The following is a 19008-nucleotide window of genomic DNA, read 5'->3' on the forward strand; positions in this document are numbered from 1 at the left end:
TCGGCCGATGGCCGAGTCGCAGCCGCTCCCGTTCGACCCGATTGCCGAGGCCCGCCGCCACTGGCGCGAGCGCTGGGGCGAGGAGCCGGCGCGGCCGATGGCCGCCGTCACGTCGATCATGCGCACGCAGCAGATCCTGCTCGCGCGGCTCAACGAGCTGCTGCGCCCGCACGGGCTCACGTTCCCGCGCTACGAGACGCTGATGCTGCTCGTCTTCAGCAGCAGGGGCTCGCTGCCCGTCGGCAAGATGGGCGAGCGGCTGCAGGTCCACCGCACCTCGATGACGCACATGGCCGATCGGCTGGAGCAGGCCGGCCTGGTCACGCGCGTCTCGCACGCGCAGGACCGCCGCTCGACGCTGATCGCGATCACCGAGGCCGGCACGGCGCTGGCCGAGCGCGCGACCGCGACGCTCAACAGCGCCGGCTTCGCGATGGACCCGCTCGGCGACGAGGAGCAGGAGGCGATCACGCGCCTGCTGACCGCCGTCCGGCAGGACGAGGGCGACTTCTCCGCCCCCGCGCGCGAGCCCGCGCGCGAACGCTAGAAGACCGGCGCCTCGGTGTAGCGGCCGAAGACGGTCTGCAGCGACTCGACGATCTCGCCCTCGGTCGCGTGCGCGCGGGCGGCGTCGAGCAGCGCCGGCATCAGGTTCGCGTCCTCGCGCGCGGCCAGCTCGCGGATCGTCGCGAGGGCCGCCTCCACCATCGCGCTGTCGCGGCGCCCGCGGACGCCCTGCAGACGGTCGATCTGCTTGCGCTCGAGCGCAGGGTCGATGCGGTGGATCTCTGTCGCCGCGTCGTCTCCCTCGGTGTGCTTGTTGACGCCGACGACGACGCGCTCGCCGTCGTCGATCTCGCACTGGAGGCGGAAGGCGGCATCGGCGATCTCGCGCTGCGGGTAGTTGCGCTTGACCGCTTCGACCATCCCGCCGAGCTCGTCGATCTTGGAGAAGTATGCGTACGCCTGACGCTCCATCTCGTCGGTCAGCGCCTCGACGAAGTAGCTGCCGCCGAGCGGGTCGATCGTGTTCGTGACGCCGGACTCGTGGGCGATGATCTGCTGGGTGCGGAGCGCGATCCGGACGGCGTCCTCGGTCGGCAGCGCGAGCGCCTCGTCGTAGGAGTTGGTGTGCAGCGACTGCGTGCCGCCGAGCACGCCTGCGAGCGCCTCGATCGCCGTGCGGATGATGTTGTTGAGCGGCTGCTGGGCCGTCAGCGAGACGCCGGCGGTCTGCGTGTGGAAGCGCATCAGCCACGACCTCGGGTCCTTCGCGCCGAACGTCTCCTTCAGCTCTCTCGCCCAGATGCGGCGGGCGGCGCGGTACTTCGCGATCTCCTCGAAGAAGTCGATCTGCGCGTTGAAGAAGAAGCTCAGGCGCGGTGCGAAGTCGTCGACGTCGAGCCCGCGCGCGACGGCCTGCTCGACGTAGGTGAGACCGTCCTTGAGCGTGAACGCCAGCTCCTGCGCGGCCGTCGAGCCGGCCTCGCGGATGTGGTAGCCGGAGATCGACACCGGGTGCCAACGCGGCATCTCGGTCGAGCACCACTCGATCATGTCGCCGACGAGCCGCATCGCCGGGTCGATCGGGAAGCACCACTCCTTCTGCGCGATGTACTCCTTCAGGATGTCCGTCTGGATCGTCCCACCGAGCCGGTCGGCGGGGACGCCGTTGCGCTCCGCCGCGACGACGTAGAAGGCGAGCATGATCGCCGCGGGCGCGTTGATCGTCATCGAGACGGTGACGCTGCCGAGGTCGATCCCGGCGAACAGCGTCTCCATGTCGTCGAGCGTGTCGACGGCGACGCCCTCGCGGCCGACCTCGCCCTCCGAGCGCGGGTGGTCGGAGTCGTGGCCCATCAGCGAGGGCATGTCGAACGCGGTCGACAGGCCCGTCTGGCCGTGGTCGATCAGGTAGCGGAAGCGCTCGTTCGTCTCCTCCGCGGTGCCGAAGCCGGCGAACTGCCGCATCGTCCAGAGGCGGCCGCGGTACATCGACGGGTAGACGCCGCGCGTGAACGGATACGCGCCCGGGTGGCCGACAGCGGGCTGCTCCTCACGCGGCTCCGGCAGGTCCGCGGCGGTGTACAGCGGTCTGATCGGCTCGCCCGAGAGCGTTCTGAACGACGCGTCCCGCTCCGGTGTCGAGGCGAACCGATCTGCCCATTCACGGGCTGCGTCGTCGCCGTGCTCCATCGCGGATGACTCCTCACCGTCCACTTAGGAGGAGTGTCGCATACCTCCGCAAGTACCCTGCCGGGTTGGCGACGCGGCACGGCGCCGCCCTTTGTGAACGAGAGGACATGACATGACGGCGATCGGGATCGATCGGGTAGCAGTAGTCGGGGCGGGCTTCATGGGCTCGGGGATCGCGGAGTCGGCGGCGCGCGCCGGCTCGCAAGTGGTCCTGTACGAGCCGGAAGAGGCCCGCCTGACAGGGTCGCGCGAGCGGATCGCGACGTCGATAGCGAAGGCCGTCAAGGGCGGCAAGCTCGACGACGCCGGCGGCAAGGCGATGCTCGACCGCATCTCGTGGACGACCGACTTCGCCGCGTTCGGCGACGCTCAGCTCGCGATCGAGGCGGTCGTCGAGGACGAGGCGGTCAAGGCCGACGTCTTCGGCAGGCTCGACCAGACGCTTGCGCCCGAGGCGATCCTCGCCTCCAACACCTCCTCGATCCCGATCGCGCAGCTCGCCGCCGCGACCGGGCGACCGGACCGCGTGCTGGGGCTGCACTTCTTCTCGCCGGTGCCGGTGATGAAGCTGGTGGAGATCGTCGTCGCGCTCGACACCTCCGAGTCGACGGTGGAGCGGGCGGAGGCGTTCGCCGAGGCACTCGGCAAGCGCGCGGTGCGGACGAAGGACCGCTCGGGCTTCGTCGTCAACATGCTGCTCGTGCCGTACCTGATGGCGGCGGTCAGAATGTACGAGGAGGGCTTCGCCTCGCGCGAGGACATCGACGCCGCGATGCAGCTCGGCGCCGGCCATCCGATGGGGCCGCTGACGCTTGCCGACTTCATCGGCCTCGACGTCCTCTACGCGGTCTGCGACTCGCTCTACGAGGAGTTCAAGCGCGACGAGTACGCGCCGCCGCCGCTGATGAAGCGGATGGTCGCCGCCGGCCGCCTCGGCCGCAAGACCGGCCGCGGCTTCTACGACTACTGAGTCGCTAGCCGATCAGCACGCGGGCCGGGTCGGCGGGATCGATCCGCACCGGGATCGACGCGCCCGGCTGGAAGTTCGCGATCACGAGCCGCGAGACCGCCTGGCGATGGGTGACCAGGTAGGGCTCGCGGTCGTCCGCGGCGACGAGCAGCTCGAACTCGACCTGCGGGTCGGAGCCGACGAGCGTGCCGGTGTCGCGTATCGCCTGCACCGTCGCCTGTCCGATCAGGCCGGTCGCCATCAGGCGCTGAGCGTCGGTCTGCTGCCTGCCGAGGGTGCTCAGCTGGCCATCCGCGCCCTGGGCCATGCCGTCGAAGAAGCCCATCGTTCCCTCCGTCCTCGCGTGCCATCAGGGAAGGTACGCCGATGGGGCGCGGACGTCAGTGCCGGATCGGTCTCGGTTGGGTCTCAGGCGCCGAGACCGGCCGGCAGGCCGCGCTCGCGCACCAGCATCTCCAGCGGCTCGCGGGGGCTCAGCGTCGGCATCTGGCGGACCGTCATCGTGCGGCCGGGGAACAGCTCGAGCCGGTGGCGCTGCAGCAGCAGCGTGACGATCGTCTTGATCTCCAGCTGGCCGAAGCGCATGCCGATACACGTGCGCGAGCCGCCGCCGAACGGTATGTAGGCGCCCTTCGGCAGGGCGGCTCTGGCGGCCGGAGCGAAGCGCTCGGGCACGAACGCCTCCGGTTCGGGCCAGACGTCGGGCAGGCGATGGCTGGCCCATGAGGAGTAGTTGACGTAGGCGCCGGCGGGGACGGTGCGGCCGTCGAACTCGAACGTCTCGACGGACCTGCGCGGGCCGACCCAGGCGGCGGGGTAGAGGCGCAGCGTCTCGTCGAGGACCATCTCCAGCTCGGGCAGGCCGCTGGTGAGCTCGGCGACGGTCGGCGTGCGGCCGGCGAGGACGGTGTCCTGCTCGGCGAGGACCTTCGCCAGCGCGGCGGGGTGGCGGGCCAGCTCGTAGAGCATGAAGGAGACGGTCGAGGTGGTCGTGTCGTGCCCGGCGAAGAGCAGCGTCATCACCTGGTCGCGGACCTCGGTGTCGGTCAGCGGCTCGCCGCCGTCCTCGTCGCGCGCCTCCAGCAGCAGGGACATCACGTCCGGCCGCTCGGGGTCGGGGTGCCGGCGGCGCCGCTCGATCTCGGCGTAGATGATCGTGTCGAGCGTCCGGCGCGCGGCTTGCATCCGGCGCCAGGGAGTGAGCGGCCCGCGCATCGTCCGGACGGCGAAGTCGGTGCCGTAGAACGAGAGTGCGCGCTCGAAGTCGACCGCGGCGCGGCGGCCGGCGCCCTCCTCGTCGGGGTCGAGGCCGAACAGCGCCTTCATCGCGACGCGCAGCGCCAGCTCGCGGGCCCAGTGGTAGACGTCGACGAGCTGACCCGGCTGCCAGCGGTCGAGTGAGCGGAGCGTCTCCTCGACCATCGTGTCGCCGGCGGCGGCGATCCGCTCGCGGTGGAAGGCGGGCAGCATGATCCGGCGCGCGCGCCGATGGTAGGCGCCGTCGATCGTCAGCAGCCCGTCGCCGAGCAGCGGCACGAGGTCGCCGAAGCTGCCCTCCCGCCAGTGGAAGTTGCTCGCGTGCGAGACGGTGATGTAGTGATTCGCTTCCGGGCCGAGCATGAAGACGACCCGCCCGTGGAAGACCCGCAGGCTGAAGATCGGCCCGTACTCGCGATAGGCGGCGAGCAGGATCGGCAGCGGGTCGCGCACGAAGCGGAACGTCCGCTGGAGGTTGAAGTCGACCGGCCCCGGCGGGTACGGCACCTCCGCCGTACGCTCGTCGTTGAGGTCGACGGCGATCCGCAGAAGCGGGTTGCTCGGCAGCTGCTCCGGCGCGGTGACGGCCATGGAGGCCAGCCTACTGGCTGGCCAGCCAGTTGACGACCGTCAACCGTCGCGATCCCGCGCCAGATGCCGCCCGCGCGCCCGGCCGCGCGCCCGCCGCACGACGAGCAAGCGCCGATCGCACCACCCGTGGCATACTTCCTGGCCCCGAGGGGGCGTAGCTCAGTTGGTTAGAGCGCCGGCCTGTCACGCCGGAGGTCGCGGGTTCGAGTCCCGTCGCTCCCGCTTCGGTGCACCCCGCATCTCTCGTCGAGATTGCGGGGATTTCTTCGGTGGGCATGAGACGCCTGTATATCCGAGAAACGTGGTCTCTCGGGGCCTGGCGGTACGGCCTCACCGAGGGCGGTACGCGTCGGCTCGATGCGCGACCGCGACGACCTGGACGGTGCGCTCGGCGTCATCGAGCGTGTAGATGATTCGGTATGGCCCACGCCCGGCTGACCAGTGGCCATCGAGTTCGAGGCGGAGTGGCTTGCCGAGGCGTCGCGGGTTCTCGGCGATGTGCGCGAGTGCCTCGACTATCGCCGTTGCGTACTTTTCGGGCAAGCGCTGGATGTCGCGCGCTGCGGGGCCGGCGACCGTGAGGCGCCAGGGCTCCTGCTCGCTCACGCAGCCGGCGACTGGCCGAGCTGTGCCCGCAGTTCTTCGAGCGAGATCGAGTCGCCGGCGGCGATGGCGGCATCGCCTTCGCGGACCTTCTCCATCATCGCTCTGTCGGAGAGGATCGCCAGCGTCTCTTCGAGGCTCTCAAGGTCGTCCGGGCTGATCAGCACGGCAGCCGGCCGGCCGTTTCGGGTCACGACGACGCGGTCGTGTTGGCCTTCGACGCGGTCGACCAGCTCAGAGAGGTGGGACTTGACGGCGGAGAGCGGCAGCGTCTCGGACATGACCATGATTCTAGTCATCGTTGTCCTGGTGTCCAACCATTCTCGCGCCGCTGCATCAGAGCTCGAACTCTGCGAGCGCGTCTTCGAGCGGTAACGGGCCGATCCCGCGCGCTCGGTCGGCGCGGACCTCGGCGACGGCGCGGCGTTCCTCTTCGGTCTCGGGCTCGTCGTCGATCGGCGCGTTGTCAAGCATCCAACTGACTGGGTCGAACTGAGGATCTCGTTCGGCTGCCATCGGGCGACCGTAGCGCGCGCCGATCGAGCTGTGCGCAGCACAAGAACACACATCTGGCGAGGTCACAGACGGATCTCGATCCGAGGTGTAAATCGTGGGTTTGACCCCCGTCGCTCCCGCCTTCGGCACCGCACTCGTCGCGGTGCCGGGTGTGGGACTGCATTCCTTTGAAGTACCCGGCGAAAACGGGGCGAGGTTTGACCGCCGTGATCGCGCCGTTCTGCTCCCACGGACCCGCGCGTATGTCCCGTACCCGCAGGTAACCACGCACCGGAAAGTGCGATCTTGACCGTAGGTGAGCGATCGCTCACTGTGCGTGGATGACCGACACCAAGCAGCACATCACCGTGATCGGGCTCGGCGCGATGGGTCGCGCCCTGGCCGGCGCGTTCCTCGAGGCAGGCCATCCGACGACGGTCTTCAACCGCTCGCCCGACAAGGCCGACGAGCTCGTCGGGCGGGGCGCTCGCCGTGCCGAGAGCGTCACCGAAGCGCTCGAGGCCGGCGAGCTGACCGTCGTCTGCGTGCTGAGCTACGGCGTCGCCCGCGAACTGCTCGAGCCGGCCGCGGACGCGCTCGCGGGCCGCACGATCGTCCACCTGTCCCATGGCTCCCCCGCCGACGCGCGCGAGCTCTCGGACTGGGTCGCCGACCACGGCGGCGCGTACGTCGACGGCGGCATCATGTCGGTGCCCCAGACGATCGGGCAGCCCGGCTCGTTCATCGTGGTCGCCGGGGCGGAGGAGGCGGTCGAGCGGACGCGGTCCGCGATCGCCGTGCTCGGCGACCCGATCGACGTCGGCCGCGACCCGGGCCTCGCTCCGCTCTACGACATCGCACTGCTGAGCGGCCTCTACGGGATCGCCGCCGGGGCCCAGCTCGCTGTCTCGCTGATCGACAGCGGCGGCGGCGACGTCGAGCTGTTCCGAGGGACATTGCTGCTGCCCTGGATGGAGGCGATGCTGCCGTTCACGGCGGGCGTGGTGAACACGGAGGGCACCATGCCCGACGAGTTCAACGCGACGATGCAGGCCGCGGTGCTGGAGAGCATGATCGCCTCCAGCCGCGCCGCCGGCGTCGACGAGGCGCTCACCGGCCATCTGCACGCGTCCTTGGCGCTGATGCGGGCGGACGCCCCCTAGTCGGACTGGCTCGCTATCGTCCGATGCAGGTCGTGGCATCCACCGGACGGAGCGAGCCGATGCGCAACCCTCCCTACAGCTGCGGCGCGGACGCCGCGATCGACGTCGTCGCCGGCAAGTGGAAGCCGCTCATCCTTTGCGCGCTGTTCGAGCGCACGCATCGCTTCGGCGAGCTGCGCCGCGCGCTTCACGGAGAGATCAGCGAGAAGGTGCTCACCCAGCAGCTGCGCGAGCTGGAGGCCGACGGCCTCGTCCACCGGCAGGTCTACGACGAGATCCCGCGGCGCGTCGAATACTCCCTGACCGCGGCCGGCGCGACGCTCAACGAGGCGCTGATCCCGCTGGCGCAGTGGGGCGACCGGCGGATGGACGAGCTGGGGATCCCACCCGCCCGGCGGGCCTTCGCCTAGCACAGGTGTCGCCCCAGCCACCGAAGGCCCGGGCGCACGCGAGCGACCTCGCCGCGATCCGCGAGCGCGGCTGGATTTCACGTGCGGCGAGAAGGTCCCGAAAGCCACACCAATCGCGCAATCTACCAGCCCGAGCCCTGTCCCGGCCGATCCTTCCCAGGCGCGGATCGAGACAGGTCCGCACCGCCACCAATCGATACCTGGTCGCGGGATGGTGTTCGAGATCCGCCTTCGCTGAACCCGAGATGCCGCTCAGTCGCGAATCTCGATGGGGTGCCGAACGTGAATTTGACCCCGGTCGCTCCCGCCTCAGGGACCTTTCAGAAGCCCCGCCAGCGTGCGGGGTTTCGTCGTTCCGGGGTTGGTCGGGTTCAGCGGGCGTACATGATCACGCCGACGCCGACGAGGCAGAGGGTCGCGCCGATGAGGTCGGCGTGGTCGGGCCGGAAGCCGTCGAAGGCGATGCCCCAGAGCATTGAGCCGATGATGAAGACGCCGCCGTAGGCGGCGAGCACGCGACCGAACTCGTTGCTGGGCTGCATCGCGGCGACGACGCCGTAGAGGCCGAGTGCGACGATCCCGAGCGCGACGACCAGGGCGCCCTTGTGTTCCTTGATGCCGATCCAGACGAGATAGGCGCCGCCGATCTCGGCGAGCGCGGCGGCGACGAAGAGCGCGATCGAGCGGCCGGTCATGCGCGGCATCCTGCCAGGCCACGCGCTTTCGGCCGCTCGCTCGCGTCAGCACTGACGGCTGGACCGCCGCCCGTGCAGGCGCACACCCGAGCCCTCTTCGACTCAGAGGCCCAACAGCCCGAAGGGACGGATCGCGCCGCGTTCCTGCCGCTGACGCACCTCGGGTGACGAGCGCCGCGTTGCGGCGCGGCCCAGGGTCAGTCGAGCAGGGTGTTGACCAGCCCTGACTCGGCGACGATGAAGATGCCGAGTGCGATCAGTACGAACGGGATCGCGTAGTGGCCCGCCCAGGCGACGGCGCGGATCACCGCGGGCCGTGAGCCGATCAGCCCGCCGACCAGGCACCATACCGCGATCAGCCCTGCGAAGACGACGAGCGTGATCGCGGTGTCGCCGGCTCCGACCGTAGCGAACAACGGCGCGTAGATCGCGACGTTGTCGGCGCCGTTGGCGATCGTGATGCCGGCCACGCCGGTCGCCGTCATCACCTGGCGTTCGGCCAGCACGTCCTCGTCAGCGTTCGCTCGCCGGGCAAGCCACAGACCACGCAGGCCAAGCGCGATCGGGACGAGCCCGAGCGCGCCGATCGCCTCGTCGGGCAGCGCGAGCAGACCGACGCTCGCGAGCAGGCTGGCGACGACCAGCGCGGCGAAGCCGAGGAACTGCCCCGCGACGATGTGCCGCGTCCGAAACCGGTCGTCGCGGCGGGCGAACAGCACCGACAGCAGGACGATGTCGTCAACGTTCGTGGCTGCGAACGCCGCCGACGCCGTCGCAACAGTCTCGATCACCGGCACAGAGCGCGGATCGTATGTCCGATGTGGCACCGCGCGTGCTGACAGCTCGGCAGGCCAATGCAGACACGGGGGCCCCACCGTCGGGCCGGGCGCAGTGGCGCCAACGCTGCCTGTCATGGCGTGCGCGCTCACGCGTGCGCGCCCGGCAGCACCGTCGCCGGCCGCGCTGCGCGGCGAGTGCGCGCATCGCCTCGAGCAGCCGCGCCTTGCCGATTCCGGCGTAGCCCTCGACGTTGCGCTCAACCCCGGTTGAGCGCCTTGGCGCGTGAACGCTCGCATGAATTCGGTGCAAAGTTTCCGGCCCCGCTCGTGGCGCGTTCCGCTTGAAAACCTCCAGTACTTGAGTGTTGAACGGCGCACACCTTGATGCGCGGCGGGGTGCCTGGTTTGCTGCAGTGCGCCAAGTTGCGGGCGCTGCTTCAGTACAGGATGGCTGCTGGACGGCGCGGGTCGGATCCAGGTGGAGGTGTCGTCGTGCCGGCGGTCGGCAGGGACCGCTCGTCACCCAATTCAGTCGGTACTCGACCGTTGCGTCGAGCCGCGCGCGCGTCCTGATCGCGCGCCGCAGTAGCCCCTGCGTCGCTGGAAGCGGCGTTCGTGGGCCGCCAGATCCCATCAACAGTCGGTTGGCGCGCGACGAGTTCGCGACGAACGTGGCTGCGTAAGGCCAGTCGCCGTCTCGGCATGCCTGAGGAGGCACGGCCATGAAATGGAGAGTCGTATGAAACGTGGAAGGTTGCGCGCGGCCCCGCCGAGTCGGCGTCGTTGGGTGGCGCCGCTGCTCGCGTCTGCCGCCCTCTTGACACTGCCGGCGCTTGCGTCGGCGGCGACGGTCAGTGGCACGGCGTTCGAGGACTTCAACGACAACGGCGTGCGCAACAGCTCGCCGCAGGTCGACCGCGGCGTCGGCGGGATCACCGTCACCGCGTACGGTCCCGGCGGCGCCGTCCTCGCGAGCGGCACGACGGCCGCCGACGGCACCTACGGCCTGAACGTCCCGGATCCCGCCGCGAGAGTGCGGCTCGAGTTCACCGGTCTGCCGGCCGGTTATCAGCCGGCGCGTCACGGCGCGAGATCGGGCACGACGGTGCAGTTCGTCGACCTCTCTGGCGGCAATGTCGTCGGCGCCGACGTCGGCGTCTTGCAGCCGGCGAACTTCTGTCAGGACAACCCGCAGCTGGCGATCGCGTGCATGGAGTTCGGTGGTCACACCGGCACGCATGCTGACAACGCGGCGCTCCGGCTGGTGCCCGAGAGCACGCCGGAGGACACGGTGCCGGTCCCGATCGGGTCGAGACTGCCCGGCGAGGTGACGGCTGCCAGCTACCGACAGGTGGGGACGATCTTCGGCGTCGCTCATCCGCAGGACGCGAACTTCCTGTACTCGGCCGCGTACACCAAGCGGCACACCGACTACGGTCCCGGCGGCGCCGGGGCGATCTATCGCACCGACGTCGACCAGGCCAACGCGGGCACGCCGAACGCGACGGTCTTCTTCGACGTCAACAGCCTGGCCGGCAGACCGGCGGGGAACCCGACGCGCGGCACGGGCGGCTGGGATACCGACGCCAACTCGTGGGACGCCGTCGGCAGAAGCGGCCTCGGCAACCTCGCGACCGACCTGGGCGGCACGCAGCTGTTCACGGTCGGCCTCGCGACCCGCGAGTTGATCCGCGTGCCGATCCCCGCCGACGGCTCGAGACCGGCTCCGGGTTCTGCCGGCAAGTGGACGATCCCGAGCCCGTGCGTCCCGGCCGGCGACGCGCGGCCGCAGAGCGTCGCGTGGAAGGACGGGCTGGTCTACGTCGGCGGCGTCTGCTCGATGGCGAGCGCGGGCGCTCCGCCGCAGACGGCCAACGCGAACCTGAGACTGTACGTCTACACCTTCGACCCGGCGACCGGCGCCTTCAGCCCGAGCCCGGTGCTCGACACGCCGCTGGCGGCCGACCGGATCTGCAACCACCGTTTCAGATCCACCACGTTCCCGGCCGAGGACTGCGTCAGCCCCGATGCGTCGGCCGACTGGCATCCGTGGGCCGACAGCGTCATCAAGCAGTACCAGTACGGGCAGCCGATGCTGTCTGACATCGCCTTCGTCGGCGACGACATGGTGCTCGGCATCCGCGATCGCTGGGCCGACCAGCTCGGCACCGCCTCGTTCTACCCCGACGGCGCTCCGGCGCCGCTGGAGAACGGCATCGGATCCGGCTACGCGCTGCGGGCGTGCGCGGCGGGAGGCGCCTACCAGCTCGAGAGCAACGCGAGCTGCGGCGGCCTGACCGCCTCGAGAGGCCAGAACTTCGCCAGATATGGTCCGGGCGACGGCCTCTTCTACTGGGACCAGACCTACAACGTGTTCCGGCAGCCCGATCCGCGAGGCGGGCATGACTACACCGGGATGGGCGGCCTGCTGACGATCCCCGGCTTCCCGGAGCTGCGTCAGACGACGATCAACTCGGTCGATGACTGCCCCACCACAGGCCCGCCGGTCACAGCGTGCGCCGACCCGTTGAACAGAGGCCCGAACTCGTCGGGCGGCGTGCTGTACCTCGGCAACGACGACGGCGCGCGCGCGAAGGGCTTCCTCGTCTACTCCGGGACCGGCGACGGCGGCAACTTCGGCAAGTCCAACGGCCTCGGCGACCTGGAGGCGCTGTGCGATTCCGCGCCGATCGAGATCGGCAACTACGTCTGGCTCGATCCGGACAAGAACGGCGTGCAGGATCCGAACGAGCCCGCGATCGCCGACGTGCTCGTCGAGCTGCTCGACGCGAGCGGGAACGTGATCGCGACGACGAGAACGGACGCCAACGGCCAGTACTGGTTCAACGAGAGCAACGTGCCGGGCGCGATCCAGCCGAACACCGACTACACGGTGCGGATCCCGCTCGACCAGGCGCCACTGGCCGGGTTCTCCCCGACGGGCGACCACAGAAGCGCGGACCTGCGTGACTCCAACGGCGTCGTGTCGGGCCGCTACGTCGTCGATCCGCTCAGAACGGGTGCCGCCGGTCACAACGACCACACGCACGACTTCGGCTTCTGGTGGTTCAACGTCAGCATCAGAAAGGCCGTCTCCTCGCCGACGGCGAAGATCGGCGACACCGTCACGTACACGTTGACGGCGAGAAACGACGGGCCCGCGGTCGCCGACGACGTCGTCGTCACCGACAACCTGCCCGAGCAGCTGCAGCTGACGGGTGCGAGAACGAGCAAGGGCTCGTGCACCACGGCGGGCAACAGCGTGAGATGCGAGCTGGGCCGGTTGCAGCCGGGTCAGACCGAGACGGTCACGGTGACGGCGGTCGCGCACAGAGCGGGGACGGCGATCAACAACGCCGAGATCAGATCGCCCGGCGACAGAGACCCGAGAGACAACAGAGACAGAAGAGAGGTCAGAATCCCGCAGCCCGACCTCTCGATCGTCAAGACCGCGTCGGCCGGGACGGTCAAGCTCGGCGAGACGGTCACGTACACCCTGACGGCGAGAAACAACGGCCCCGGTCTGGCGAGAGACGTCTTCGTGACAGACAGGCTGCCGGAGCAGCTCGCGCTGACCGGCGCGAGAACGCCGGTCGGGACGTGCACGAGCAGAGGCGATGACGTGCGCTGCGAGCTGGGCACGTTGAGAGAGGGTCAGCGCGTGGCGGTCACCGTGATGGCGAGAGCCGTCAGGGCGGGCAGATCGGTGAACGTGGGTGTCGTCGACGTGCCGCCGCCTCCGCCGGGCACGCCGAGAGATCCGACGCCGAGAAACAACAGAGATCCGGCGAGAGTCGTGGTCAGAAGAGTCGATCTGGGCCTGACCAAGACGGTCAATCGGAGCGTGCTGCGGGCGGGTCAGCGGGCGACGTTCACGATCAAGGTCCGTAACCCGAGCAGAAGAGTGACGCTGCGCAACGTGCGCACGTGCGACGACCTGCCGGCCGGCCTGGCGTTCGTCAAGGCGACCCCGAAGGCGAAGCTCGTCAAGGGCCGCTACTGCTGGACCGCCAAAGTGCTCAAGCCGGGCCAGAGCAGGACCTACCGGATGACGGTGCGGGCGCTGCGGGGCACCACCGGCACGAAAGTGAACCGCGCGGTCGCGACCGCGCGCGACGCGAACACGCGACGCGCCAACCGCGCCGTCCGCGTGATCGGCGGCCAGATCAAGGCCGGCGGCGTCACGGGCTAGTTCCTCCGGACAACCACCCCGACCGAGCGACGGCTCCGCATCTCCCGCGGGGCCGTCGCGACCACACTCGCCGGCGGACCGTCGTCGCCCTGGCCGGTCCACTCGGGGCCACGATGTAGATTGGCCAGATGGCACTCAGGCTGGACAACGTCGGGATCGTCGTCGAGGACCTGGCAGCGGCGATCGAGTTCTTCCGTGAACTCGGCCTCGAGCTCGAAGGTCGAGCCATGGTGGAAGGGGAGTGGGCCGGGCGCGTCACCGGCCTCGGCGACCAGCGCGTCGAGATCGCCATGATGCGTACGCCGGACGGTCACGGTCGGCTCGAGCTCTCGCGCTTTCTCGCGCCGCGTGTGGTTGCCGATCACCGGAACGCCCCGGTGAACGCGCTGGGTTACCTCCGCGTCATGTTCGCGGTGGATGACATCGACGAGACGCTCGCTCGGCTCCGCAAGCACGGCGCGCAGCTCGTCAGCGATGACGTGGTCCAGTTCGAGGACGCGTATCGGCTCTGCTACGTCCGCGGGCCTGAAGGCCTGCTCCTCGGGCTCGCCCAAGAACTCTGACGCGACCTCGCAAGCGAATGGCGCGCCAGCTGCGCCAGGGTGCCTCAGCCGACGATCTTGGCCTTGAGCCGTTGGAACTCCTCATCGGAAAGCGCGCCCTTGTCGCGCAGCTCGCTGAGCTTCGTCAGCTCGTCGGCTGGGGACGGGGCGACGTCGCGGATGTAGGCGTCGGTCGCCTGTTGGATCTCTCGCTGTTGGGCGATCGCGCGGTCGCGCATGCCGTTGCCGCGAAAGATCAGGTACACGAGCGCAGACACGAACGGCACGACGATCAGGAACAGGCACCAGAGCGCCTTCCAGCCACCGGACAGCTCATGGTCGCGGAAGAGGTCCATCACGATGGTGATGAACAGCCACACCCAGATCACGAAGAAGAAGATCTCCACGACGGTCAGCAGCGCGTGACCGAACGTGAAATCAGCGAAGACCAACGGCATACGATGCTCCCGGTCCGAGTGGGCACGCCGCGGTGAGCCGCGGCTAGATCAAGAGCACCGTATTGTGGGGCGTCGGGAGGGTCAAGTTCTTGTCTCGAAGGACCCCGACCCCGGCGTCGCCCGTTTGCGCGTCATTCCCTCGACCCTGAGGCCCTCGTGCGGGCGGCCTGGCGGACCAGGTGGTCGCGCTCGGCGACGTTCGTGGCCCGGCGGGCGGCCTCGGCGTAGGCCGCCGCGGCCGCAGGGAGGTCGCCGCCCAGCTCGTGCAGATGGCCGCGGACGGCGTGCCAGCGGTGCCGCTCGCCGATCGTGTCGCACAGCCGGTCGGTCTCGCGCAGCCCCGCGGCAGCGCCGAGGACGTGGCCGACCGCGACGGCGCGCCCGAGCACGGCGGCGGGGTCCTGGCGCACTGGGTCGTCGGTGAGCGCGACGAGGTCGTCGTACCAGGCGAGGATCTGCGGCCAGTCGGTCTCCTCGGCGCTCGCCGCGTCGTCGTGGAGGGCCGCGATCGCGGCCTCGACCTGGTAGCGGCCCGGGCGCTCGACGGCCAGCGCCGACTGCAGGACGCGCACGCCCTCGGCGATCTCGCGGGTGTCCCACAGGCCGCGGTCCTGCCGGTCGAGCGTGACGATGCGACCCTCCGAGTCGAGCCGCGCTGGCAGCCGGGCGTGGTTGAGGAGCATCAGCGCGAGCAGCCCGCGCGCCTCCGGCTCCTCGGTGGCGAGGGTGAGCTGGCGGGCGAGCCGGATCGCCTCGCCGGCCAGGTCCTGGGCGGGCGGGCCGGTCTTGGGGCCGGTGTGACCGGCCGTATAGACGAGGTAGAGCACGCGCAGCACGACGGCGAGGTCGCCGGGCTGGTCCAGGCGACGAACGGGCGGGCCGGCCAGGACCCGCTTGGCCCGGCTGATCCGCTGCGCCATCGTCGCCTCCGGCACGTAGAAGGCGTCGGCGATCTCCCGTGTCGTGAGACCGCCGACGGCGCGCAGGGTCAGCGCCACCTGGGAAGCGGGCGCGAGCTCCGGGTGACAGCAGCAGAACAGCAGGAAGAGGGTGTCGTCGCCCTTCGTCGTCGCGATGGACCACGGCTCGGCGTACGTCTGCTCCTCGCGGCGCAGCCGGGCGGCCTCGCTACGGCGCGCGTCGACGAGCCGCCGCGTGGCGACCGTCGTCAGCCACGCGCGCGGATCGCGCGGCGGGTGCTCGGGCCACACCCGCAGCGCCTCCAGCAGCGCCTCTTGGAGCGCGTCCTCGGCGGCGTCGAACTCCTCGCCGCGCCGGACCATCCCCGCGAGCACCTGCGGGACGAGAGCGCGCAGCGCGCCCTCGTCCAGCCGTCGCGTCGGCTCGTCGACCACGCCGGATCAGTCCGCCGCCGGCGCCCCGGACATGACCTCCCGGACGTCGATCCACTCGTACAGCGGCTCCCCGCCCGGGCCGGGCTCGGAGGAGACGTACGCCGCCACCTCGACCGCGCGCTCGTGCGACTCGACGTCGATCATGAACCAGCCGGCGACCAGGTCGCTGGTCTCGGGCAGCGGGCCGTCGGTGGTGACCGGCGCGGCGTCCGGGCCGCCGTAGCGCACCCAGGTGCGTGCCGGCGTGAGCGCCTGTGCTTCGACGTACTCGCCGCTCTGCTCCAGCAGCTCGCAGACGTGCCGTTGGAAGGCGATGTGCGCCTCCACGTCCTCGGGCGCCCACTGGTCCATCGGGGGGCAGGGAAGGTGCGGCTGCGGTCCGCCGCGGTAGTGCTTGAGGAGCAGGTACTTGGGCATGGTGGTTGGTCTCCTGATGTCGTGGGCCGCGCCTGTCGCGGCCGTTCACGTGATGAGCGGAGCCGATCGCTGCTTCTCGACATGCAATCACTCACCGACGACACCGTCGCGACCAACCCGAGGTTCGAGCGGCCGCGGCTCAGTAGGCGACGACCAGCTCGACGCGGCGGTTGAGCGCGCGGCCGGCAGGGGTGGCGTCGTCGGCACGCGGGCGGGACTCGCCGGCGCTCGCGACCGGCAGCCGCGCACGGACGCCGGCGCGGCGCAGCACGGCGCAGACGGCCGCGGCGCGGGCGCGGCCGAGCGCGCGGTTCGCGGTGGCGTCGCCGCGCGCGTCGGTGTGGCCGACGCTGCGGATCGAGCGCGCGCCGTCGAGGTCGGCGGCGACCCGGCGCAGGTGGCGTACGCCGGCCGGCAGCAGCCGCGCCGAGTCGGTCGCGAACTGCCCGTCCGACGGGATCACGAGCACGGAAGGCGGCCGCACCACGAGCGTCCGCACGGTCCGCAGCCGCGTGCCGTCGGCTGCCGTCGCGCGCAGCCGCAGCGTCAGCTTCGCACCGCCGAGCCGCGCGACCGCACGACGCCCGCGCGCGTCGAGCCGCAGCTGCACCGCGCCGCGCCGCGCGTCGTCCGTGAACGTCGCGAGGCCGTGGCCGACTCTCCGCAGCGTGCCGCGTGTGCCGCCTCTGCCGCCGCCGGTCGCGACGAGCACGTCGACCGCGCAGCGGCGCAGGGCGCCGCGGTCGAGCGCACAGCCGACCGTCAGACGCGCGCCGCGGGCGACCGCCGTCGGGGGCGAGACGAGCGTCGCGCGGCGCGGGGGCGGCGCGGGTCTCGCCGGCGGCGCGGGCTCTGCTCTCGGTTGCGGTTGCGTCTGCGGTTGCGGCGCCGGATCGGTCCTCGGTTGCGGCTGCGCCACCGGCTGCGGCTCTGCTCTCGGCTGTGGCTCCGGTCTCGCCGGCTCGGTCACCGCGAACGCGACCTCCGCCGCGGGACCGGTGTGGCCTGCGACGTCGGTCTGCCGCACGGCGATCGTGTGGGCGCCGACCGCCAGGCCGTCGAAGCGCACCGGGCTGACGCACGGTCTCCACGCGCCGCCGTCGAGCGCGCACGCGAACGAGCCGTCCGGCTCGCCCGCGAAGACGACCGTCGCATTCGTCTCGCTCGACTGTGCCGGCGGGGCGGCGATGATCGTCGGCTTGGGCGGTGCGGTCGTGTCGACCGTCCAGCTGTACGTCGCGGGGGTCGGGTCGACCTGCCGCGGCGGGCCGTTGACGCCTCGCACCGCCAGCTCGTGCGCGCCGTCGCCGAGCCCGGTCAGCGTCAGCGGCGACGTGCACGGCGCGAACGCGGCGGCGTCGAGGCTGCACTCGAACCCGGTCACGGAGACGCCTGAGAACGAGAACTGCACGTTCGGCCCCGAGATCGACGGAGGCTCGTCGGTGATCGTCGTGTTGGGCAGCGGCGGCGGCGCGAGCTCGACCGCGCCCGCGTCGCATCCGGCGAGCTGCGGCCGCGCCGTCCCGAGCTGGTCGGTCGCGTCGGCGCAGCCGAGCGCCGGGCCGAGGTCGACCGCGGGGCCGCCGAAGGCGGGCAGCGCGACCCACTGCCCTCTGACCGCCGCCAGCGGCGCGAGTTCGGGGTCGTCGGATCCGATGCTCGTCGGCCCGGCGGTGCAGCTCCCGCCGGTTCCGAGCAGGTTGTAGCCGCCGTCCACGAACGAGGCGGCAACGCCGCAGTCGCCTGCGCTCAGCGGCCCGTTGCCCGCCACGATCGAGCCGGCGATCGTGAACGTGCCGCTGCCGCTGTCGCCCGCGAGCGCGGCGCCGCGGGCGGCCGCCGGGTCGCTCGAAACGACGCTGTTGCGCGTGAGCGTGCTGCTGTGGACCAGCGCGGTCCCGTTCGCGTGCAGCGCGCCGCCGCGCGCGTCCCCGACGCCGGACAGGGGGCTGGAGACACTGTTGCCGTCGAGCGTCGAGCGCACGATCGTCGCCGTGCCCATGGTGACCGAGATCGCCCCGCCGATCGCGATGCCCGACGTCGAGGTCGCCGAGTTGGCGTCCGCGGTCGTCGCCGTCAACGTGAGCGCACCAGCGCCGAAGACGCGGATCGCGCCACCTGCCGCGCCTCTGCCTGTGACGGCGTTGCCGGTGAGACGCACGTCGGTCAGCGACACGGTCGCGGGGCCCGTGCGGATCGCCCCGCCGCCCGCGACCGAGCCCGTCGAGCTGGTGCTGTTGCCGTCGAAGGTCGTGCCGTCGATCGTGAGCGTGCCGGCGGAGTCGAACATGATCGCCCCGCCGTCAGCCCCGTGGATGCCCGTCGCCCGCGCGCTGTTGGAGCCGAACGCGCCGCCGCTGATCGAGAGCGTTCCGCCGCCTTGGAAGTAGATCGCGCCGCCCGCCGCGGTGGTGGCGCTCTCGGCCGTGTTGGCCTCGAAGCGCATCCCCTCGAGCGTGAGGTCGACGCCGCCGGCGCGGATCGCCCCGCCGTAGTCGGAGCCGCTCACGACGCCTCTCCGGAAGGTCATATGCCGCAGTTCCACGCTGCCGGCGGACGGCGCGATCGACAGCACGCGCGAGAGGCCGTTCGCGTCGATCGTCGCGGCGCTCGCCCCGACGCGCGCCATCGTCAGCTCGTCGGTGACCGGAAGCTCGCCGTTGGCCAGCACGTAGGTTCCGGCGGTGACGAGGATGCTGTCGGGCCCGGGGTTCGCGTTCGCGCTCGTGATCGCCTCGCGCAGCGAGCAGCCGGTGAAGGTCGGGCAGGCCTGCCCGACCGGCGTGTCGGCGGTGGCGCTCACCGCCCAGGCGGCTGCCTGGGCGGTCGCGGCGGGGAGCGTCAGCGCGGCGAGCGCCACGGCCGTGGCGCCCAGGCGCATCGTT

The 19008-nt window shown here is 71.0% G+C and carries 18 protein-coding genes and 1 tRNA gene; 7 read left to right on the plus strand and 12 right to left on the minus strand.

Annotated elements, in window-relative coordinates; translation table 11 throughout:
* Nucleotides 1-7: 7 nt before the first annotated feature.
* Nucleotides 8-547 (plus strand): MarR family winged helix-turn-helix transcriptional regulator, encoded by a 540-nt coding sequence (locus tag CWOE_RS04210; RefSeq protein ID WP_012932328.1) that lies wholly within the window; start codon nt 8-10, stop codon nt 545-547.
* Here the strand turns inward: CWOE_RS04210 and CWOE_RS04215 are convergent.
* Nucleotides 544-2196, minus strand: a complete 1653-nt coding sequence (locus tag CWOE_RS04215; RefSeq protein WP_012932329.1) for an acyl-CoA mutase large subunit family protein — start codon at nt 2194-2196, stop codon at nt 544-546. The two genes, CWOE_RS04210 and CWOE_RS04215, sit on opposite strands and share 4 nt — an antisense overlap.
* Nucleotides 2197-2308: 112 nt before the next feature.
* On the opposite strand from CWOE_RS04215, the gene CWOE_RS04220 reads away from it, so the two are divergent.
* Nucleotides 2309-3166: a 3-hydroxybutyryl-CoA dehydrogenase gene (locus CWOE_RS04220; RefSeq protein ID WP_012932330.1), complete on the plus strand. Its 858-nt coding sequence runs from the start codon at nt 2309-2311 to the stop codon at nt 3164-3166.
* A 4-nt stretch (nt 3167-3170) separates the two neighbouring features.
* On the opposite strand, the gene CWOE_RS04225 is transcribed toward CWOE_RS04220, so the two are convergent.
* Complete coding sequence (locus CWOE_RS04225; RefSeq protein WP_012932331.1) at nt 3171-3491, minus strand: DUF3592 domain-containing protein; 321 nt, start codon at nt 3489-3491, stop codon at nt 3171-3173.
* 83 nt (nt 3492-3574) lie between these two features.
* Nucleotides 3575-5014, minus strand: a complete 1440-nt coding sequence (locus CWOE_RS04230) for a cytochrome P450 (protein WP_012932332.1) — start codon at nt 5012-5014, stop codon at nt 3575-3577.
* A 148-nt stretch (nt 5015-5162) separates the two neighbouring features.
* On the opposite strand from CWOE_RS04230, the gene CWOE_RS04235 reads away from it, so the two are divergent.
* A tRNA-Asp gene (locus CWOE_RS04235) sits at nt 5163-5236 on the plus strand.
* A 108-nt stretch (nt 5237-5344) separates the two neighbouring features.
* On the opposite strand, the gene CWOE_RS04240 is transcribed toward CWOE_RS04235, so the two are convergent.
* The 3 genes from CWOE_RS04240 to CWOE_RS32475 are packed head-to-tail and all read right to left on the minus strand — an operon-like array spanning nt 5345 to nt 6133.
* Complete coding sequence (locus CWOE_RS04240) at nt 5345-5620, minus strand: type II toxin-antitoxin system RelE family toxin (RefSeq protein WP_012932333.1); 276 nt, start codon at nt 5618-5620, stop codon at nt 5345-5347.
* Complete coding sequence (locus CWOE_RS04245) at nt 5617-5898, minus strand: type II toxin-antitoxin system Phd/YefM family antitoxin (protein ID WP_201447138.1); 282 nt, start codon at nt 5896-5898, stop codon at nt 5617-5619. The genes CWOE_RS04240 and CWOE_RS04245 overlap by 4 nt, the downstream gene beginning before the upstream one ends.
* 55 nt (nt 5899-5953) lie before the next feature.
* Nucleotides 5954-6133 carry a hypothetical protein gene (locus tag CWOE_RS32475; protein WP_148260890.1) on the minus strand — a complete coding sequence of 60 codons (180 nt, stop codon included), beginning with the start codon at nt 6131-6133 and terminating at the stop codon, nt 5954-5956.
* Nucleotides 6134-6453: 320 nt separating this feature from the next.
* On the opposite strand from CWOE_RS32475, the gene CWOE_RS04250 reads away from it, so the two are divergent.
* Nucleotides 6454-7275 (plus strand): NAD(P)-dependent oxidoreductase, encoded by an 822-nt coding sequence (locus CWOE_RS04250; RefSeq protein ID WP_012932336.1) that lies wholly within the window; start codon nt 6454-6456, stop codon nt 7273-7275.
* A gap of 59 nt (nt 7276-7334) precedes the next feature.
* Nucleotides 7335-7685 (plus strand): winged helix-turn-helix transcriptional regulator, encoded by a 351-nt coding sequence (locus CWOE_RS04255; RefSeq protein WP_012932337.1) that lies wholly within the window; start codon nt 7335-7337, stop codon nt 7683-7685.
* 371 nt (nt 7686-8056) lie between these two features.
* On the opposite strand, the gene CWOE_RS04260 is transcribed toward CWOE_RS04255, so the two are convergent.
* Nucleotides 8057-8380, minus strand: coding sequence for a YnfA family protein (locus CWOE_RS04260; protein WP_012932338.1), 324 nt, complete (start codon nt 8378-8380; stop codon nt 8057-8059).
* Between the two features lie 197 nt (nt 8381-8577).
* Nucleotides 8578-9309 carry a cadmium resistance transporter gene (locus CWOE_RS04265; RefSeq protein ID WP_160165471.1) on the minus strand — a complete coding sequence of 244 codons (732 nt, stop codon included), beginning with the start codon at nt 9307-9309 and terminating at the stop codon, nt 8578-8580.
* 637 nt (nt 9310-9946) lie between these two features.
* Between CWOE_RS04265 and CWOE_RS04270 the strand changes: the two genes are divergently transcribed.
* Both CWOE_RS04270 and CWOE_RS04275 read left to right on the plus strand, forming a co-directional pair.
* A complete protein-coding gene (locus CWOE_RS04270) occupies nt 9947-13351 on the plus strand; it encodes an SdrD B-like domain-containing protein (protein WP_041730095.1) in 3405 nt (1134 codons plus the stop codon).
* A gap of 128 nt (nt 13352-13479) precedes the next feature.
* Nucleotides 13480-13914, plus strand: a complete 435-nt coding sequence (locus tag CWOE_RS04275; RefSeq protein ID WP_012932341.1) for a VOC family protein — start codon at nt 13480-13482, stop codon at nt 13912-13914.
* Nucleotides 13915-13958: 44 nt separating this feature from the next.
* Here CWOE_RS04275 and CWOE_RS04280 read toward each other — a convergent pair whose 3' ends face one another.
* The 4 genes from CWOE_RS04280 to CWOE_RS04295 form a co-directional block, all read right to left on the minus strand.
* Nucleotides 13959-14351, minus strand: a complete 393-nt coding sequence (locus CWOE_RS04280) for an SHOCT domain-containing protein (protein ID WP_012932342.1) — start codon at nt 14349-14351, stop codon at nt 13959-13961.
* A gap of 131 nt (nt 14352-14482) precedes the next feature.
* Complete coding sequence (locus CWOE_RS04285; protein ID WP_012932343.1) at nt 14483-15706, minus strand: RNA polymerase sigma factor; 1224 nt, start codon at nt 15704-15706, stop codon at nt 14483-14485.
* A gap of 6 nt (nt 15707-15712) precedes the next feature.
* The gene (locus tag CWOE_RS04290; protein WP_012932344.1) at nt 15713-16123 is read right to left on the minus strand and encodes a YciI family protein; all 411 of its coding nucleotides are present in this window, start codon (nt 16121-16123) and stop codon (nt 15713-15715) included.
* Between the two features lie 139 nt (nt 16124-16262).
* On the minus strand, nt 16263-19004 hold the full coding sequence (locus CWOE_RS04295; RefSeq protein WP_012932345.1) for an OmpA family protein: 2742 nt from the start codon (nt 19002-19004) through the stop codon (nt 16263-16265).
* Nucleotides 19005-19008: the final 4 nt, after the last annotated feature.

This window comes from Conexibacter woesei DSM 14684 (assembly GCF_000025265.1).
In the GTDB taxonomy this organism is placed as follows: Bacteria; Actinomycetota; Thermoleophilia; order Solirubrobacterales; family Solirubrobacteraceae; genus Conexibacter; species Conexibacter woesei.

Bases quoted from the DNA above. Each gene is read 5' to 3' on its own strand.
- CWOE_RS04255 (WP_012932337.1), top strand. From the start codon at position 7,335: ATGCGCAACCCTCCCTACAGCTGCGGCGCGGACGCCGCGATCGACGTC.
- CWOE_RS04225 (WP_012932331.1), bottom strand. From the start codon at position 3,491: ATGGGCTTCTTCGACGGCATGGCCCAGGGCGCGGATGGCCAGCTGAGC.
- CWOE_RS04290 (WP_012932344.1), bottom strand. From the start codon at position 16,123: ATGCCCAAGTACCTGCTCCTCAAGCACTACCGCGGCGGACCGCAGCCG.
- CWOE_RS04260 (WP_012932338.1), bottom strand. From the start codon at position 8,380: ATGACCGGCCGCTCGATCGCGCTCTTCGTCGCCGCCGCGCTCGCCGAG.
- CWOE_RS04230 (WP_012932332.1), bottom strand. From the start codon at position 5,014: ATGGCCGTCACCGCGCCGGAGCAGCTGCCGAGCAACCCGCTTCTGCGG.
- CWOE_RS32475 (WP_148260890.1), bottom strand. From the start codon at position 6,133: ATGGCAGCCGAACGAGATCCTCAGTTCGACCCAGTCAGTTGGATGCTT.
- CWOE_RS04215 (WP_012932329.1), bottom strand. From the start codon at position 2,196: ATGGAGCACGGCGACGACGCAGCCCGTGAATGGGCAGATCGGTTCGCC.
- CWOE_RS04220 (WP_012932330.1), top strand. From the start codon at position 2,309: ATGACGGCGATCGGGATCGATCGGGTAGCAGTAGTCGGGGCGGGCTTC.
- CWOE_RS04295 (WP_012932345.1), bottom strand. From the start codon at position 19,004: ATGCGCCTGGGCGCCACGGCCGTGGCGCTCGCCGCGCTGACGCTCCCC.
- CWOE_RS04210 (WP_012932328.1), top strand. From the start codon at position 8: ATGGCCGAGTCGCAGCCGCTCCCGTTCGACCCGATTGCCGAGGCCCGC.
- CWOE_RS04280 (WP_012932342.1), bottom strand. From the start codon at position 14,351: ATGCCGTTGGTCTTCGCTGATTTCACGTTCGGTCACGCGCTGCTGACC.
- CWOE_RS04275 (WP_012932341.1), top strand. From the start codon at position 13,480: ATGGCACTCAGGCTGGACAACGTCGGGATCGTCGTCGAGGACCTGGCA.
- CWOE_RS04245 (WP_201447138.1), bottom strand. From the start codon at position 5,898: ATGTCCGAGACGCTGCCGCTCTCCGCCGTCAAGTCCCACCTCTCTGAG.
- CWOE_RS04250 (WP_012932336.1), top strand. From the start codon at position 6,454: ATGACCGACACCAAGCAGCACATCACCGTGATCGGGCTCGGCGCGATG.